Origin of the sequence: Acinetobacter sp. ACZLY 512, from assembly GCF_023614015.1 — a bacterium.
Taxonomy (GTDB): domain Bacteria; phylum Pseudomonadota; class Gammaproteobacteria; order Pseudomonadales; family Moraxellaceae; genus Acinetobacter; species Acinetobacter soli.
The window spans coordinates 36,805-54,014 of the sequence record NZ_JAKIVI010000001.1; the positions used below are offsets into that span (position 1 = coordinate 36,805).

Sequence of the window (17,210 nt, forward strand, 5' to 3'; positions counted from 1 at the left end):
ACCAACAACGGCATCCGCGAACTGAATGATCAATATTTGTTTTTTTAATAGGAGATCGTGATGAACGCGGTTAATGCTTCATTTACTGATTACAAAGTTGCTGACATCTCTTTAGCAGAATACGGCCGTAAAGAAATTAAACTTGCAGAAGCTGAAATGCCAGCTTTGATTGGTTTGCGTAAGCGTTATGCAGCAGACAAACCACTTGCAGGTGCAAAAATTCTGGGTTGTATTCACATGACCATCCAGACTGCTGTACTTATCGAGACTTTGGTTGAACTTGGTGCAGAAGTACGTTGGACATCATGCAATATTTTCTCGACACAAGATCATGCAGCAGCAGCAATTGCGGCGCGTGGTATTCCTGTATTTGCATGGAAAGGCGAGACGGAAGAAGAATACAACTGGTGTCTTGAACAGCAGATCAATGTGAACGGCAAACCATGGGATGCCAACATGATTCTGGACGATGGCGGTGACTTAACTGCACTTGTTCACACCAACTACCCTGCGCTTTTAGACCGTATTCACGGGATTACAGAAGAAACCACGACTGGTGTTCAGCGTCTGCTCGAAATGTGGAAAGATGGCAGCCTGAAAGTACCTGCAATCAACGTCAATGATTCTGTGACCAAGTCAAAAAATGACAATAAATACGGTTGCCGCCACTCTCTAAACGATGCGATCAAACGTGCAACCGATATGTTTTTATCTGGTCGCCGTGCATTAGTGATTGGCTATGGTGATGTAGGTAAAGGTTCTGCTCAATCACTTCGTCAAGAAGGCATGATTGTACGTGTGACTGAAGTCGACCCGATTTGTGCTATGCAAGCCTGCATGGACGGTTACGAAGTCGTTTCACCGTACAAAAACGGTATTCAAACGGGTAAAAAAGAAGACATCAACCTTGATCTTCTTCAAAACACCGATTTGATTGTAACCACAACTGGTAACTACCATGTTTGTGATGCTGCAATGCTTGATACTTTAAAAGCAGGCGCAGTGGTATGTAACATCGGTCACTTTGATACCGAAATTGATACCAACTACTTACGCGGTTACAAGTGGGTTGAAGTGAAGCCACAAGTTCACCAAGTTTACCGCACAGAAAACGACCAAGATTACTTGATCTTGCTTTCTGAAGGCCGTCTGGTTAACTTAGGCAACGCGACTGGTCACCCTTCACGTGTGATGGATGGTTCATTTGCAAACCAAGTATTGGGTCAAATGCATTTGTTCCAAGAAAAATTTGCTGATCTTCCTGCTGAAGAAAAAGCGGCAAAAATTCGTGTAGAAGTACTACCGAAGAAACTTGACGAAGAAGTTGCTGCTGCAATGGTGGTTGGCTTTGGTGGTGTGCTTACACAACTGACAAATGTTCAGGCCGACTATCTGGGTGTACCAGTTGAAGGTCCATACAAGTCTGACGCTTATAAGTACTAAGAAATATAGGGCAGACGTTTAACGGACTGCCCTTTTTTCTGGTATCGTTTCAGTGAGTTAAAAGGATTTGATGATGACCAAACGTGTTCCAATTTCATTTGAGTTTTTCCCACCTAAAACAGACATTGGTGCTGAAAAGTTAATTACAGTACACCAAGAGCTACAGCAGCTTCAGCCAGAGTTTTTTTCGATTACATATGGTGCAGGCGGTTCAACACGTGAGCGTACCCTTGCAGCAATCAAAGAATTCAATGGTAAAGGCACGCCTGTTGCACCACATTTGTCGTGTATTGGCGATGATAAAGCCAGAATTGCCGAATTGCTTGATTTATATGTTGCGCAAGGGATTAACAAAATTGTGGCATTACGTGGTGATCTACCTTCAGGTCAGGTGGGTTTAGGCGAACTGCCGTATGCTCAAGATCTGGTTAGATTTATACGCGAGCATTCTGGTGATCATTTTCATATTGAAGTTGCTGCCTATCCTGAAATGCATCCTCAGGCAGAAACATTCGATCAAGATATTCAGCGTTTTACTGAAAAAGTCAATGCAGGCGCAAATTCTGCGATTACACAGTTTTTCTTTAATCCAGATGCGTATTTTTACTTTTTAGATCGCCTTCAAAAGCAAGGCATTACCATTCCGGTCGCTCCGGGAATTATGCCGATTACCAATGCCAGTAATTTGATACGTTTTGCTGACGGTACTGGTGCAGAAATACCGCGCTGGATTCGCAAACAACTACAAGCATACGGCGATGATAGCCGCAGTATCAGAGCATTTGGTCATGAAGTGATCCTGAAACTCTGTGAGCGCCTCATCGATGGCGGCGCACCAAGTTTGCATTTTTACACCATGAACACCACAGAACCTACTCGCCAACTCGTTGTTAATTTAGGTTTGAACTAACTTTTTTGAGTCACATCCCAATGAACCGTTTTTTTATCGAAGCAGATCTTCATGTCGACACGCAACTCTTGTTAACCGAGTCTGTATTTCATCATTGGGTTCGTGTGTTGCGCGCACAATTGAATGATCAGGCTGTTTTTTTTAATGGTCAGGGCGGTGAATATCATGTCCGCCTTATTGAAATCAATAAAAAAAATGCCACTGTACAAGTCGAGGCATTTGATGCAACGGATCGTAGCCCACGCTTTAAAGCCTTGCTTGGGCAGGTCATGAGTAAAGGCGATCGTATGGATTATGCAATTCAGAAAGCCACTGAACTAGGAGTCGATCAGATTCAACTTCTTACCAGTGAACGCTGTGAGATGCGTCTAAAATACGATCGTGATCAAAAGAAGCTGGATCATTGGCAAAGTGTAGCAATCGCGGCATGTGAACAATGCGGTTTAAATCGTGTGCCTCAAATTTTAGCACCCATTGCACTTCATGAATGGTTGCAGTCTGATTCACTTCCAGCGACCAAATTGGTACTGGCCCCCGAAAAAGAGCAATCCCCCGTTTTGCAACATGCAAATCAGGCACTGGCTTTACTGATTGGCCCCGAGGGTGGCTTGAGCGAATCTGAAATCAGTGCGGCCAATCAAGCAGGCTTCATCAACTGGTGTATTGGTGAGCGTGTACTACGCACGGAAACCGCACCTGTAGTTGCTTTATCAATTTTGAACTATCACTTTAGTGCTTAACATTTTGGTGATCTAATCACCTCAACTTCATATTCAACAAGCGATGCGCTATTAATCGCTAAAATCTATAAGTTAGATCACGCAGGGTTTTTTTCAAAAAAAATCTGGTCAGTGTGGTCTGACCTCGCTATACAGGTAAAGGCGAACTTTATTGAATTTTGATATTTTTTGACTGTGAGAAGTATCGAACTAATGATATATTCGATTGAATTTAGCCCATTACACCCCCTGTATTTGACTAGTTAAACACTTGTAACAACCGAGACTCAGATGGACGATCAATCATTAAAACAGGCTGCTTTGTATTACCACGAAAACCCAACTCCGGGGAAAATCAGCGTTACGCCGAGTAAGCAGCTTGTCAATCAGCATGACTTAGCACTTGCATACTCACCTGGCGTTGCGGCTCCATGTTTAGAGATTGAACGTGATCCTTCAGCTGCTGCAAAATATACGGCACGTGGTAACTTGGTCGCCGTTGTCAGTAATGGTACTGCTGTTTTAGGTCTAGGCAATATCGGACCTTTGGCATCTAAGCCAGTGATGGAAGGTAAAGGCGTTTTATTTAAAAAATTCGCTGGTGTAGATGTATTTGACATCGAAATTGATGAAAATGATCCAGACAAAATCGTGGATATTGTTGCAGCGTTAGAACCTACTTTTGGTGGGATCAACCTTGAAGACATCAAAGCGCCAGAATGTTTTTATATCGAGAAAAAACTTCGTGAACGCATGAACATTCCTGTGTTTCATGACGATCAGCACGGAACAAGTATTATTGTCGGTTCTGCCCTATTAAATGCACTTCAAATCGTCAACAAAAAGATTGAAGACATTAAAATTGTGGCATCAGGCGCAGGTGCAGCGGCACTTTCTTGCTTAGATTTACTTTGTGCTATTGGCGTAAATAAAGAAAATATCATCGTTGCGGACTCACGCGGCCTAATCACAACTTCTCGTGACGGCTTGGACGATTCTAAAAAGCGTTATGTTCAAGACATTGCTGCCACTCAACTTCACGAAGTGATGGCGGGAGCAGATATGTTCCTTGGCCTTTCAGCTGCGGGTATTCTCACCAAAGAAATGGTGAAGGTGATGGCTGAAAACCCAATCATCTTTGCTTTGGCCAACCCAGATCCTGAAATTTTACCTGAAGATGCGCATGCTGTGCGTCCAGATGTCATTATGGCAACTGGTCGTTCAGACTATCCAAACCAAGTAAACAACGCACTGTGCTTCCCGTACATTTTCCGTGGCGCATTGGATGTGGGCGCAACCACAATCAATGAAGATATGAAGATTGCTTGTGTTCACGCGATTGCGCGTATGGCGCACATTGAAGCCGATGCTGCAACTTACGGTGAGAAATCAGCATCTTTTGGTCGTGATTACCTTATTCCACGCCCGCTTGATCAACGTTTGATTCTTGAAATTGCACCTGCCGTAGCAAAAGCAGCAATGGATTCTGGCGTAGCGACTCGTCCAATCGAAGATTTTTCTGCGTATCGCCAAAAACTGTCTGAGTTTGTATATAACTCAGCGTTTATTATGAAGCCTATTTTCTCTCAGGCAAAAACCGATCCTAAACGTATCGCATATGCTGAAGGTGAAGATTACCGCGTGTTACGTACAGCACAAATTGCAGTGGATGACGGTATTGCCTTCCCTGTTTTGGTTGGTCGTACTGCTGTCATTGAAGCCAATATCAAAAAATTGGGTCTTCGCTTGGAGAATGGCGTAAACGTTGAAATTGTTGACCAAGAAAATAATCCGCTTTATGAAGAGTTCTGGAAAGATTACTACCAGATTATGCAGCGTAAAGGCGTGACTGTTGAATATGCTCAACGTGAAGCTCGTCGCCGCTCGACCTTAATTGCAGCGATGCTGGTGAAGTTTGGTAAAGCAGACGGTATGCTTTGCGGTACTTATAGTAGCTACGATATTCATTTAGACTTTGTTAGCAACATTATTGGGCTTAAAGAAGGTTCAAATACGCTCTTCACTCTCAATGCCTTGATGCTTGAAGATCGTAACTTGTTTATTGCAGATACTTATGTCAATACCAATCCAAGCGCAGAACAACTGGTCGAAATGACTATTCTGGCAGCTGAAGAAGTGCGTCGTTTTGGTATTACACCACGTGTTGCACTCCTTTCACATTCAAGCTTTGGTAGCAATCAGCATGATCCAAGCGCGCAAAAAATGCGTGAAGTGCATCGTTTACTCAGTGAACGTGCGCCTGAGCTTGAAGTTGAAGGCGAAATGCACGGTGATGCAGCACTTGATGAGAGCATTCGTCATTCTGCATTCCCAAGCTCAAGCTTTAAAGGTTCTGCAAACCTGTTGATCATGCCAAATCTTGATGCGGCAAACATTTCGTTTAACCTGTTAAAAGCAACGTCTGGTAACAACGTGACGATTGGCCCAATTTTGCTTGGTGCTGCAAAACCTGTACATATCTTGACGCCAACAGCAACAACACGTCGAGTGTTAAACATGACCGCCTTGACTGTAGCAGAAATTCAGCAAAGTGAAGCATAAGCCTTTGCTTTATTGAAAAGCACATTTTTGTGACTTGTGAAAACCTCTGTTCTGTAGCATGATTGCTTAAGGAACAGAGGTTTTTTCATGCACGTGTATTTAGTCGGCGGCGCCGTTCGAGATCAGCTTTTAGGTCATTCCTATCACGAAAAAGATTACGTGGTGGTGGGTGCAACCCCACAACAATTACTCGATCAAGGTTTTACCCCCGTGGGGAAAGATTTCCCCGTTTTTCTACATCCAAAAACAAAAGAAGAATACGCACTCGCCCGTACCGAACGTAAATCGGGAACGGGTTATCATGGTTTCAATTTTTTCACCGCGCCAGAAGTCAGCTTAGAAGACGATCTGATCCGTCGGGATTTAACCATCAATGCCATGGCCATGGACGATGCTGGAAATGTTTATGATCCCTATGGTGGCCAAGATGATTTAAATAACCGGATATTACGTCATGTATCCGAGGCATTTGTCGAAGATCCTCTACGAGTATTACGTGTAGCTCGTTTTGCAGCCCGCTATACAAAATATGGCTTTCAAATTGCCGATGAAACCTTACAACTTATGCAGCGGATCAGTGCATCTGGTGAACTTGAATGTTTAACAGCGGAACGTGTCTGGAAAGAAACATCGCGAGCACTGATGGAAGAGCACGCAGATGTTTACTTTCAGGTTTTACGCGATTGTGATGCACTCAAAGTACTTTTTCCAGAAATTGATGCGCTGTTTGGTGTACCGCAGCGGCCAGAATATCACCCCGAAATTGACTGTGGTATTCATACGTTGATGTCTTTAAGACAAGCGTGTAAAGCGAACTATTCACTCGATGTGCGTTATGCGGTACTGGTTCATGATTTAGGTAAGGCCCTCACCCCCAAAGAGATGCTACCGCGGCACATCATGCACGAAGAGCGAGGAATCCCACCTGTCGAGGCATTGTCTGATCGATTAAAAGTATCAACACAAACCAAACAGCTTGCGCTTGCAGTATGTAAAGAACACTTAAAATGCCATCAAGCGATGTCGCTCAAGCCCGGCACGTTATGGCGTTTATTACAACGCTTAGATGTGTTACGTCGACCTGAACGTGTAGAAGCCTTTATACAAGCCTGTGAATGTGATGCACGTGGACGCTTAGGACTCGAAAATCGTCCTTATCCTCAAGCATCATTTTTATATGAGGCGATACAAGTGGTCCGCTCAATCAAGGCACAAGATTTACCAGCTGACATTAAGGGGCCGGAAATTGGCGAAATGTTGATTCAGTATCGTATTGATGCGCTTGCTTCACTTAAACAACGCCATGAGCGATCTGAACATAGCTCATAAAAAAAAGCCTCGAGTGTTCGCACTCGGGGCTTTTTTAATCAAGACAGTCACTTCTTCTGATTAATACATCATACTTTAATATGTATTCAATTCATTCCTAATTTTTTATTTTTTAATCTTTATCTATTTAATTCAATTTTATCCACAATTTAATCCAACCAAAATACTTGGTTTAAAATATCATACAAATATAGTTAATTCTGATTAATTCACTCAGAATTAACTTCATTAATCTTACTAATTTTATCAGAATTATATTAATTCCAACCATTTAAATAGGATTAAAATATAATTCCAACTATTTTAATATGAATTAATTTTTTATTATTTAAGTTTTTGATTTATATATTAATATTAAATTTTTTAAAATAAATTATTAAATTATATTTATTTTAAATTTTTTTTATTTAATAATAAAAATAACAACTCAATCTATTTGATTAAATAATGAAATCAAATCAGAATTTAGATAAAAAGCTAATTCGAGAATTAACTTTAATATTAATCTTAAAGTTAATTCTTCTAATATCAATCAAACTTATTTGGTTTGATCATCCTACAACTCCCAAAAACTTTGACCATCACGCTGCTGAGCATATTGCTGGCAGTTTATCCTCAAGCAAGGAGACACGTTGATGATTTCAGAAAGCGTTGTCGATCTTTCGCGGTTCCAGTTTGCCATGACTGCGATGTATCATTTTTTATTTGTACCATTGACGCTTGGTCTAGCATTTCTGCTGGCGATTATGGAAACCACTTATGTGATTTCTGGCAAACAAATCTATAAGGATATGACCCAGTTTTGGGGAAAACTTTTCGGGATTAATTTTGCGCTCGGTGTTACCACAGGTCTAACAATGGAGTTTCAGTTCGGAACCAATTGGGCATACTATTCTCATTATGTTGGAGACATTTTTGGCGCACCTTTGGCAATCGAAGGTTTAATGGCTTTTTTCCTTGAATCAACCTTTATTGGCCTGTTTTTCTTTGGGTGGGACAGATTATCTAAAGTTCAACACCTTGCTGTCACGTGGCTCGTCGCGATTGGTTCCAATATGTCAGCATTGTGGATTTTAGTCGCCAATGGCTGGATGCAAAATCCTGTGGGTGCAGCATTTAATTATCAAACAATGCGCATGGAGCTCGTCGATTTCTCAGCATTAATTTTCAACCCTGTTGCACAGGTCAAGTTTGTTCATACGGTGTCTGCTGGTTATGTCACAGGCGCCGTATTTGTGCTGGCCATTTCAAGCTATTATTTACTAAAAAAACGCGACCTTCCCTTTGCACGCCGTTCTTTTGCAATTGCTGCCATTTTTGGCATGGCCTCAATTTTGTCGGTCATATTGCTTGGAGACGAGTCAGGCTATGAACTAGGTGATGTACAAAAAACCAAACTTGCTGCAATTGAATCTGAATGGGAAACTCAAGCGGCTCCAGCAAGTTTTACGCTCTTTGGTATTCCAAATCAGACAGAAATGCGAACCGATTATGCAATCAAAATACCTTATGCATTAGGTTTGATTGCAACACGATCAACCACAGAGCAAGTGACCGGCATCCAGGACTTAATGCGCCAGCATGAAATTCGGATTCGAAATGGTATGCATGCTTATCGAGATTTAGAGCAGTTGCGCGCTGGCGAACGTTCATTAAAAGTATTGACCTCTTTTGAGAAAAACCAAAAAGATCTCGGTTATGGTCTGTTACTGAAAAAATATGCACCCAATGTTGTTGATGCCTCTGAAGCCGAAATCAAAATGGCGGTTAAAGATTCAATTCCAAATGTAAAAGCCTTGTTTTTCTCATTTCGTGCCATGGTTGCAGCAGGCATGCTGATGTTGCTGCTGTTTATTTTAGCCGCTTGGGCCGTTGCAAAACGCAATGCAGAAAACAAACCTTGGCTACTCAAATTTGCGCTTTTCGCTCTTCCTTTACCTTGGATTGCTGCACAAACAGGCTGGTATGTCGCAGAAGGCGGCCGTCAACCTTGGACAATTGGTGAAGTATTACCAACCCATTTATCAGCTTCAACTTTAACTTCACATGATGTATGGGGATCAATCCTAGCGCTTGCAACGTTTTATACCGTTTTACTGATTATTGAGATGTATTTAATGATCAAATTTGCACGACTAGGTCCAAGTGCTTTGCACACAGGCAAATATCACTTTGAACAGCCACAGCCGCAAACGTTCTCGACTGGTGAGGTAAAATCATAATGGAATACGAACTATTAAAAATCATTTGGTGGGTTTTGGTTGGCGTATTACTCATCGGATTTGCACTGACAGATGGCTTTGATATGGGGGCTATGGCCATTATGCCTTTCGTTGGTAAAACGGATACTGAAAGACGTAGCGCAATCAATACAATTGCCCCGCATTGGGATGGCAATCAGGTCTGGTTTATTACTGCAGGGGGCGCATTATTTGCTGCTTGGCCTATGGTCTACGCTGTCGCATTTTCAGGTCTATACTGGGCATTACTCTTGGTCTTATTTGCGCTTTTTTTAAGACCGGTGGGGTTCGATTATCGTTCTAAGCTCGAAAATACGACATGGCGTAATGCGTGGGACTGGGCGCTTTGTATTGGAGGTGCAGTACCTGCTTTAGTTTTTGGTATTGCATTTGGCAATCTCTTTTTGGGAATTCCATTTAATCTTGACGATACCTTACGCTCCACATATAGCGGTAGCTTTTTTGGTTTATTAAATCCATTTGCGCTGCTGTGTGGTGTGGTTAGCCTCTCTATGCTATGTGCACATGGTGGATCATGGCTGATGCTTCGTACAGAGGGTGATCTGTATAAGCGCGCAGCGCGGGCAACACGTTATATGTCTATCGTTTTTCTGATGGGTTTTGTTGTTGCAGGCGTTTGGCTGTTTATGGGTCATATTAACGGATACAGCTTCGCAAGCCATATAAACACTAACGCCGCTTTAAATCCTCTTGCAAAAGTTGTAGTGACCACTGCAAATCCTGGCTGGATGAATAACTACCATACTTATCCGGTCACATTGCTTGCTCCTCTCATCGCCATTTTAGGTGCATTGCTGGCGACTGGTGGCAGCGTAATAAATAAAGCAGGTTTAAGTTTTACCGGAACCAGCCTGAGTATTATCGGATGCATTCTAACTGCTGGCTTTGCGCTCTTTCCTTTTTTACTGCCATCGAGTGTTCAACCAAATTCGAGTTTAACGCTTTGGGATGCTGTCTCTAGCCAAAAAACATTGGGCGTTATGACCATTGCAGCCTGTATCTTTGTACCACTCATTTTGCTGTATACCGCGTGGTCGTATTACAAAATGTGGGGCGTCATCACCAATCAACATGTTGAATCTCATTCACATCATTTGTATTAAGACGGAGAACGCTTATGTGGTACTTTGCATGGATTTTAGGAATATTGATGGCCTGTTTTGCCAGTGTATTAGGGGCACTTTATATTGAACATCATCAGAATCTCGATGAGGATTAGATCATGTCAGTCGATATATCCACTCCTTTACATCATCGGTTCATAAGCTGGACTAGACCGATCTCATTTTTAATGGCTTTACCACTGGCCGCAATCATGATGGTCTATCCGAATCTCATGCTTGATCAATATGGAAATTATAGTCACGGTGCTTTAACACTGATCATGTTTGGGATTTGCGGTGGATTTGTTCATGGCGTGGGATTTATTCCAAAATTTTGGCTTTGGAAACTGCTCTTTAGCCCGTTAATTTCTTGGCCACTCATGCTGTTGGGCTACGTACTGTGGTATATACCCTAGAACTTATTTATCCACCCTGCTTAGGGAGGGTGGATAATTTAAATAGATTTATATAGATGAATCAACTCAATCGGCACACATGGTACGCCGACATCTGCATCAACCGGATAAGGTTCTGTATGGCCGCTTTTGATATAGCCTGCACGCAAATAAAATGCGATAAGCTCAGTCCTGACATCTAGTACATACATTTCAAAAATTTTCAGATTTGGATACTTCTGAAGCGCATAGGCTTCAGCCAAAGATAGTACTTGTCGTCCTAATCCTAAATTTTGATATGCTGGTGCTACGCAATAAGTGCCAATTTCAACCCGATCTTTGTTAGAGCTTAAGGCCAGACAAGCAACACTAACAGGACTATGCTGGCTTGCAGTGAAAATTTCTCCAACCAAAAGCGTTACGTTGCTCTTGTAAAAGAGCTGCTTCAACTGATCGAAATCAATACGCTGCCCTTGTACCAGCCCTTGCTCTGAGGTCCAGCTACGCTGTCCGCCAGCTCGATACGATTGATTAATGATCTCGACTAAAGTTGTTAGGTCGTCAGGTTGTGCTTCTCGAATAGTGAGGTTATGCATGCGCTATTTACACAAAAATTCATACCCTCAAACTACTCTAAATGCACTTTAATTCCAACAAAATTCAGTCAGTTATATATTTACTGTGCTTGCTCTGCCAACCACGCCATAAATTTTTGACGTTCAGCGTTGGAGGACTTTTTCCAGACATCAACTAAACTCTGGCCATTAGCAGCAACCGAAGCCGTATTTGCTGTATGAACCGTTGTGTAGACAGGTGCAGGCTGCTGAATCGCTGTTGTCTTTTTTTGCGTAAGATCATAGGCTTTACCAAAAATACCACTACTTAACCAAGGCTTAGATTGTGTATTGGCACCTGTTTGCTGAACAAGCAATTGATTGGCACTGTTATACAAACCAATGGTCGGTTGTTCGGCATATTTTTTGGCAGCCTCAAACTCTTGAGGTGCATTGATCAATGCAAGGCGATAGGTTTGATTGTCTTGTAGTGCAGGTGTTTTCAATGTAATTACACCTGATTTTAAAATGTCATGCTCACCATCATTATGACCAAAGTAGCCTTGATAACGAACACTTAGGCTATTTTCACCTGAATCGACTTTAAACACATTTTTAGTGCCACGAAATAGTCCGCTATTCACTTCTTGATCATTGACAGCAAGAATTACAATTTCTTCTGGTGTGGTCAATGTTGCAGCTGCGAACACAGAGCTGCTTAGCATCAATCCCAGTACAGCAGTAGTTAATCTAAATGTCATGGCCTACCTTCTTTTGGATCATTTTTTCGATTCAGTGCAGGCACTATGCAACGAGAGCATGACAATTTTATGACACTTATGCGAATTAACTGATGATTAGTTCAATAAATCTCTTTATAAAAAAAGAGCATCTAAGATGCTCTTTTTTTATGTTCAATATGAATTAGTTAAAGGTTTTAAAACGCTCTTCGTCATTCATAAATGTTTTTTCACCCGCTGGTGCTTCAATTGAACCAAATACCAGTTGTGCACGAAGCTTCCAGTTCGCTGGAACGTCAAAAGTTTGTGCAACTTCTTCATCAATAATTGGATTGTAGTGCTGTAAAGATGCGCCAATGTTATGGTCTGCAAGCGCAGTCCATGTCGCAAATTGTGCAATTGCAGACGAATGTTCAGACCATACTGGGAAATTATCAGCGTAAGCAGCGAATTGCTCTTGTAACCCTTTAATCACAGCCTGATCTTCATAAAACAATGCTGTACCAAAACCTGCAGCAAAGCTATCAATCTTGGCATTGGTCCCTTCAAACGCATCTGCTGGTACGATTTTACGCAGTGTTTCACGTACGATATTCCAGAACTGATGGTGTGACTCACCAAATAAAATCACGACGCGTGATGACTGTGAGTTAAATGAAGACGGGCTATGTTTTACGGCATCTTTAATGATGTCTTCGATCTGGTGTTGCTCTAGGGCAACATTTTTACCAATGGCATAGATTGAGCGGCGTTCTTTAATTTTGTCTAAAAATGAAACCATTTTTTGTGTCCTATCGATTTAAGGCACGCAGGCCAGTTGTCTTTGAATGAGTTAAGTTTATCGAGGTCATATGTTGAAATCAGTATTAAATGTACGACATATCGTTTTATTTATAGGACAGTTTTATATTATTAAGCAGATTGAAACAAAAACTCCACATAATGTGGAGTTTTGAAATCAAACTAAGCGATTTGTTACTTCTCAGTTTCAAATAACGCTGCAACAAATGATTTAGCGGAAAAAGGACGCAAATCGTCAATTTTCTCACCCACACCAATAAAGCGAATGGGTACGTGAGTACGACTTGCAATATTGAAAAGTACGCCACCTTTTGCAGTTCCATCCAGCTTCGTGATGGTCAGTCCTGTTAATCCAACGGCCTGATCAAACTCTTGCACTTGATTAATCGCATTTTGACCTGTTCCGGCATCAACCACTAACATGATTTCATGCGGTGCAGTTGCATCAATCTTTTGCATGACACGTTTTACTTTTTTGAGCTCTTCCATCAAATTGCTCTTGTTGTGTAAACGTCCAGCCGTATCTGCAATCAGAACATCTATTCCTTTAGCACGCGCACTTTCGAAGGCATCGAAAATAACCGACGCACTGTCTGCGCCATGGCCTTGTGCTACAACTGGAATATTGTTGCGTTCACCCCAGATTTGTAATTGCTCAGTGGCAGCAGCACGGAAAGTATCGCCAGCAGCCAGCATGACTTTCTTTCCTTCGCCCTGTAAACGTTTTGCAAGTTTACCGATGGTGGTGGTTTTCCCCACACCGTTGACACCTACCATTAAAATCACATACGGCGCCTTATTCGGATCGATATGCAACGGTTTAACGCGTGGTGCAAGCAGTGCTACAAGTTCTTCTTGCAAAGCCTTATATAACGAGTGCGAATAAATCAAATCGCCACGCGCAGTTCGTTCGGTCAAGTTGGTAATAATGGTTTTGGTTGCTTCGACACCAATATCGGCCACCAGTAATTGCTCTTCAACCTCTTCGAGCAACTCATCATCAATTTCTTTACCACCAATCAGAATATTTACCATTCCGTCGGCAAGGTTCCGACGGGTTTTGGTTAAACCTTCTTTCATTCGACTGAAAAAACCACCTTTTGCTGATGTCTCTTCAGTCTGTTCAGTTTCTATTTTTTGTTCTTGTACCGCAGGTGTAGGGGCTGCGGTGAAATTTGTTGTATGAGATTCAACAATAGGCACATCAACTGCTGGTAAATTAGGTAATGTGACATCGTCATCACCGATATCAGCATCTATCAAGAATTTATTGTGCATATTGGATTGCTGTTGCATGCCGATTCCCTTGAAAAGCAGCGGGTTAAAAGCGAGAGTTTAACACAGTTTCAGCGCCATGCCTGTGAATATCTGGCACAGGAAGCGGCATAACTAAATCACAACAGGAAAACATTGTTTTCAAAAAATGTTTTTTCAACAATAGAACTCAAGATCAAGCGCCTTGTCACGGATTGGATTGTGTTAAAAGCGAAATATAAGACATTTTTACGTAAAGGCGTTCATTCCTTTTTGTGTGGTTTAAGTGTTTTAGTTGTATGTAAAGTAACGACGCTACAAGCGGCTGAGAGTCAGTTATCGCGTAGCATTGTAGAAAGTACACTTCCAAACGGTCTGAAAGTCATTATCCGTGAGGATCACCGTGCCCCGATTGCAGTGGTACAACTCTGGTATGGTGTGGGAAGTGCCGACGAACCCGGCCATCTTATGGGAATTTCGCATGCTTTAGAGCACATGATGTTTAAAGGCACCACCAAAGTACCAGACAATGAGTTCACTCGCTTAAGCCGAATTTACGGCGGCCGTGTCAATGCTGCAACTGCGAGTAATTACACCTATTACTATCAGTTGTATCCTAAAGCCTATTTACCATTGGCACTCGAACTCGAGGCCGACCGAATGAAAAATCTGCGCATGAGACAGCAAGATTTCGATACCGAAATTCAGGTGGTGATGGAAGAGCGTCGCCAGCGAATTGAAGATAAACCGACTGCTTTAGGATTTGAACGCTTTCAATGGCTTACCTATCCCACCAGTACCTATCGACAGCCTGTCGCTGGATATATGAAAAATCTTCAAAATCTCAAGCTTGATCAGCTCAAAGACTGGTATAAGACTTGGTATACACCAAACAATGCAACATTGGTGATTATTGGAGATGTAGATGCAGAGCAAACACTCAAACAAGTTCACACCTACTTTGCTTCAATCACATCGTCTCCCTTACCCGCACGTAACGATTTGCTTGAATTTGAACGTGTTGGCTACCGACATATGGAATCCAGTTTAGGTGTACAGGTCCCTAACCTTTATATGGCATGGAATGTTAAATCTTTAGTCACCGCTAAAAATCCGCAGGATGCCTATGCGTTGAGTATTATTCAATCCATACTCAATGGTGGTGTTTCTTCACGCTTACAAACTGAGCTGATCCGCAAAAAGAAAATTTTAACATCGATCAATGTCAGTTATGAACCATACAATCGTGGCGATAGCTTGTTTACCATTACCGCACTGCCTGCGCCTGGCATATCACTTCGTGATGCACAGTACGCTATTCAAGAAGAGCTAGACCAACTTAAAACTCAGCCTTTAGATAACAATGAACTACAACGAGTAAAATCAAGGTTCGTTTCACAGTTGGTGTTTAGCCAAGACGATATTGCAGGACAAGCGCACATGATTGGAAATCTCGAAGTGAACGGATTAAGTTTTCGTCTGATTGACGAACTGCCAAGCCACTATGAAAGCGTTCAGCCACAAGATATTCAGCGCGTTGCAAATGCTTATTTTATTCGAGACAACCTGACCACACTGTACTTGCAACCCGCTTCTAAAGATACACAGACAGATTAACCCATGAACAAAGTCCTCTGCCTAAAACCATTTCAATTACTGCTGCTATCAAGTTTTTTATGTACCACGGTCTACGCCGAAATAACCGAATCGGCAAATGTGATGGCAGAAACTGAAAGCGGACAACTTAAATCACTTCAACAGCTCAGAAGCCTAAAAAGCATATCAGACGATTTGACCAGTAGCGCACCGTATGTGGTCGAACTGCCCGCTCCACAAGGCATTCGCTCACTATTTGTAGAGTCGCAAGCGCTGCCAATGGTCGACATTCAATTGACCTTTAACACCGGCTCTGCCAGAGACGAATCACTTGGCAAGGGGCTATATGGTATTGCGAATATGACGGCCAAACTGCTTGATGACGGAACACCCGATTTAAGTGCAGCTCAAATTGCAAATCGTTTTGAGCAATTAGGAGCGAAGCTGAACGTACAAGCTTACCGCGATATGTTTGTGATTCGCTTACGTGTATTGTCTGATCCCCAGAAGCTTAATCCGGCTGTCGATTTAATGCTTGATCTGATTCAACATTCAAGCTTTGAGCCTTCGGGACTCAATTTGATACTGAGCAATACCAGTGTGGGACAAAAACAGCTTCAGGAAAATCCGGAACGTTTAAGCAATATTGCCTTGTACCGTGCAATTTATGGCTATCATCCCTATGCAGAGCCAACTAGTGGCACCGTAGTCAGTACAAAAAAACTCACACCCGTCTTATTAAAACAATTTCGCGATACATTTTTAGTGGCACAAAATATGAACCTCGCTATAACAGGACAGCTCAATGCACTAGAAGCCAAGCAATTATCATCACGTATTTTTGAACGCCTTCCTCAAGGGCAACTTGCAGCACCACTACCTGATGCACTTGAGCAACAGGGATTTGATGTCCGAATTCTGCCTTATGCAGCCACACAGGCGCATGTCAGTATGGGGCACCTAAGCTTGAAACGTAGCGATCCTGACGTTCTGGCGCTTGAAGTAGCCAATCAAATGCTCGGAGGCAATGGCTTTAACTCGGCACTCATGAAAGAATTACGTGTTAAACGCGGCTATACCTACGGCGCATACAGTTCGTTTAGCTTCACCCAATCTTCAGGACTTTTCCAGCTTAATTATTCCACTCAGCAAAAACAACTTCTTGAAAGCATACGCGTGGCGCATCAAACCTTAATCAACTTTGTAAACACACCAATTGATTCAAAGCAACTTCAAGAAACCAAAATAGGCATGCTACGTGCATTTCCAATGAGCTTTAGTAGCAATGCCAGTATTAATGCCCAACTCGGAGCAATTGGCTTTTACAGGTTGCCATCGGACTATTTGACAGAATATCCCAAAGCATTGAATGCGCTTAAAGCAGAAGATATTCAGCACGCCATTCATCGTCACCTTCACCCCGACCGCCTTACCGTGATTGTGGCAGGTCAAGATATCAGTTCAGAACAGATTGAAACGCTTTTAAAAGAGAATCTGCACAACTTATCAAGCTCGGCAAAGTCTGTACAAAAATAGCTCAATT

At 42.2% G+C, this 17,210-nt stretch carries 16 protein-coding genes; 12 read left to right on the plus strand and 4 right to left on the minus strand.

Features of this window, described 5'->3' with window-relative positions:
- Positions 1 to 60 precede the first annotated feature (60 nt).
- The 10 genes from ahcY (at position 61) to L2096_RS00225 (ending at position 10,743) form a co-directional block, all read left to right on the plus strand.
- Positions 61 to 1,443 (plus strand): adenosylhomocysteinase, encoded by a 1,383-nt coding sequence (gene ahcY, locus L2096_RS00180; RefSeq protein ID WP_004948005.1) that lies wholly within the window; start codon positions 61 to 63, stop codon positions 1,441 to 1,443.
- A gap of 73 nt (positions 1,444 to 1,516) precedes the next feature.
- Positions 1,517 to 2,353: a methylenetetrahydrofolate reductase [NAD(P)H] gene (metF, locus tag L2096_RS00185; RefSeq protein WP_250364668.1), complete on the plus strand. Its 837-nt coding sequence runs from the start codon at positions 1,517 to 1,519 to the stop codon at positions 2,351 to 2,353.
- A gap of 20 nt (positions 2,354 to 2,373) precedes the next feature.
- Complete coding sequence (locus L2096_RS00190; protein WP_004938569.1) at positions 2,374 to 3,093, plus strand: 16S rRNA (uracil(1498)-N(3))-methyltransferase; 720 nt, start codon at positions 2,374 to 2,376, stop codon at positions 3,091 to 3,093.
- Positions 3,094 to 3,363: 270 nt separating this feature from the next.
- Entirely contained in the window at positions 3,364 to 5,634 is a 2,271-nt protein-coding gene (locus L2096_RS00195) for an NADP-dependent malic enzyme (RefSeq protein WP_250364669.1), read from the plus strand.
- 87 nt (positions 5,635 to 5,721) lie between these two features.
- Positions 5,722 to 6,963: a multifunctional CCA addition/repair protein gene (locus tag L2096_RS00200; RefSeq protein WP_004938575.1), complete on the plus strand. Its 1,242-nt coding sequence runs from the start codon at positions 5,722 to 5,724 to the stop codon at positions 6,961 to 6,963.
- A gap of 447 nt (positions 6,964 to 7,410) precedes the next feature.
- Complete coding sequence (gene cydP, locus L2096_RS00205) at positions 7,411 to 7,599, plus strand: cytochrome oxidase putative small subunit CydP (RefSeq protein WP_025094787.1); 189 nt, start codon at positions 7,411 to 7,413, stop codon at positions 7,597 to 7,599.
- Positions 7,599 to 9,185 carry a cytochrome ubiquinol oxidase subunit I gene (locus L2096_RS00210; protein WP_218261816.1) on the plus strand — a complete coding sequence of 529 codons (1,587 nt, stop codon included), beginning with the start codon at positions 7,599 to 7,601 and terminating at the stop codon, positions 9,183 to 9,185. Before cydP ends, L2096_RS00210 begins: the two co-directional genes overlap by 1 nt.
- A complete protein-coding gene (gene cydB, locus L2096_RS00215) occupies positions 9,182 to 10,327 on the plus strand; it encodes a cytochrome d ubiquinol oxidase subunit II (protein WP_119689605.1) in 1,146 nt (381 codons plus the stop codon). The genes L2096_RS00210 and cydB overlap by 4 nt, the downstream gene beginning before the upstream one ends.
- Positions 10,328 to 10,341: 14 nt before the next feature.
- Positions 10,342 to 10,443 carry a cytochrome bd-I oxidase subunit CydX gene (gene cydX / locus L2096_RS00220; RefSeq protein WP_004938584.1) on the plus strand — a complete coding sequence of 34 codons (102 nt, stop codon included), beginning with the start codon at positions 10,342 to 10,344 and terminating at the stop codon, positions 10,441 to 10,443.
- 3 nt (positions 10,444 to 10,446) lie between these two features.
- Positions 10,447 to 10,743, plus strand: a complete 297-nt coding sequence (locus L2096_RS00225) for a cyd operon YbgE family protein (protein WP_119689606.1) — start codon at positions 10,447 to 10,449, stop codon at positions 10,741 to 10,743.
- 38 nt (positions 10,744 to 10,781) lie between these two features.
- On the opposite strand, the gene L2096_RS00230 is transcribed toward L2096_RS00225, so the two are convergent.
- The 4 genes from L2096_RS00230 to ftsY all read right to left on the minus strand — a co-directional run bounded on the left by L2096_RS00230 (position 10,782) and on the right by ftsY (position 14,113).
- A complete protein-coding gene (locus L2096_RS00230) occupies positions 10,782 to 11,318 on the minus strand; it encodes a GNAT family N-acetyltransferase (protein ID WP_250364670.1) in 537 nt (178 codons plus the stop codon).
- An 80-nt stretch (positions 11,319 to 11,398) separates the two neighbouring features.
- Positions 11,399 to 12,037, minus strand: coding sequence for a DUF2057 family protein (locus L2096_RS00235; protein WP_250364671.1), 639 nt, complete (start codon positions 12,035 to 12,037; stop codon positions 11,399 to 11,401).
- A 163-nt stretch (positions 12,038 to 12,200) separates the two neighbouring features.
- Entirely contained in the window at positions 12,201 to 12,797 is a 597-nt protein-coding gene (locus L2096_RS00240; RefSeq protein ID WP_004948029.1) for a nitroreductase family protein, read from the minus strand.
- 194 nt (positions 12,798 to 12,991) lie between these two features.
- Positions 12,992 to 14,113 carry a signal recognition particle-docking protein FtsY gene (gene ftsY / locus L2096_RS00245; protein ID WP_004938599.1) on the minus strand — a complete coding sequence of 374 codons (1,122 nt, stop codon included), beginning with the start codon at positions 14,111 to 14,113 and terminating at the stop codon, positions 12,992 to 12,994.
- A gap of 231 nt (positions 14,114 to 14,344) precedes the next feature.
- Between ftsY and L2096_RS00250 the strand changes: the two genes are divergently transcribed.
- Together L2096_RS00250 and L2096_RS00255 are read left to right on the plus strand one after the other, a co-directional pair.
- Positions 14,345 to 15,688 (plus strand): M16 family metallopeptidase, encoded by a 1,344-nt coding sequence (locus L2096_RS00250; RefSeq protein WP_250364813.1) that lies wholly within the window; start codon positions 14,345 to 14,347, stop codon positions 15,686 to 15,688.
- A gap of 3 nt (positions 15,689 to 15,691) precedes the next feature.
- A complete protein-coding gene (locus L2096_RS00255; protein ID WP_250364672.1) occupies positions 15,692 to 17,203 on the plus strand; it encodes a M16 family metallopeptidase in 1,512 nt (503 codons plus the stop codon).
- The last annotated feature ends 7 nt before the right edge of the window (positions 17,204 to 17,210 follow it).

What these genes read in the sequence shown, in the direction of transcription:
- L2096_RS00240 (WP_004948029.1), bottom strand. Translation starts at nt 12,797, where the DNA reads ATGGTTTCATTTTTAGACAAAATTAAAGAACGCCGCTCAATCTATGCC.
- L2096_RS00230 (WP_250364670.1), bottom strand. Translation starts at nt 11,318, where the DNA reads ATGCATAACCTCACTATTCGAGAAGCACAACCTGACGACCTAACAACT.
- L2096_RS00195 (WP_250364669.1), top strand. Translation starts at nt 3,364, where the DNA reads ATGGACGATCAATCATTAAAACAGGCTGCTTTGTATTACCACGAAAAC.
- L2096_RS00255 (WP_250364672.1), top strand. Translation starts at nt 15,692, where the DNA reads ATGAACAAAGTCCTCTGCCTAAAACCATTTCAATTACTGCTGCTATCA.
- L2096_RS00235 (WP_250364671.1), bottom strand. Translation starts at nt 12,037, where the DNA reads ATGACATTTAGATTAACTACTGCTGTACTGGGATTGATGCTAAGCAGC.
- ahcY (WP_004948005.1), top strand. Translation starts at nt 61, where the DNA reads ATGAACGCGGTTAATGCTTCATTTACTGATTACAAAGTTGCTGACATC.
- ftsY (WP_004938599.1), bottom strand. Translation starts at nt 14,113, where the DNA reads ATGCAACAGCAATCCAATATGCACAATAAATTCTTGATAGATGCTGAT.
- L2096_RS00210 (WP_218261816.1), top strand. Translation starts at nt 7,599, where the DNA reads ATGATTTCAGAAAGCGTTGTCGATCTTTCGCGGTTCCAGTTTGCCATG.
- cydX (WP_004938584.1), top strand. Translation starts at nt 10,342, where the DNA reads ATGTGGTACTTTGCATGGATTTTAGGAATATTGATGGCCTGTTTTGCC.
- cydP (WP_025094787.1), top strand. Translation starts at nt 7,411, where the DNA reads ATGAAATCAAATCAGAATTTAGATAAAAAGCTAATTCGAGAATTAACT.
- metF (WP_250364668.1), top strand. Translation starts at nt 1,517, where the DNA reads ATGACCAAACGTGTTCCAATTTCATTTGAGTTTTTCCCACCTAAAACA.
- L2096_RS00190 (WP_004938569.1), top strand. Translation starts at nt 2,374, where the DNA reads ATGAACCGTTTTTTTATCGAAGCAGATCTTCATGTCGACACGCAACTC.
- L2096_RS00225 (WP_119689606.1), top strand. Translation starts at nt 10,447, where the DNA reads ATGTCAGTCGATATATCCACTCCTTTACATCATCGGTTCATAAGCTGG.
- L2096_RS00200 (WP_004938575.1), top strand. Translation starts at nt 5,722, where the DNA reads ATGCACGTGTATTTAGTCGGCGGCGCCGTTCGAGATCAGCTTTTAGGT.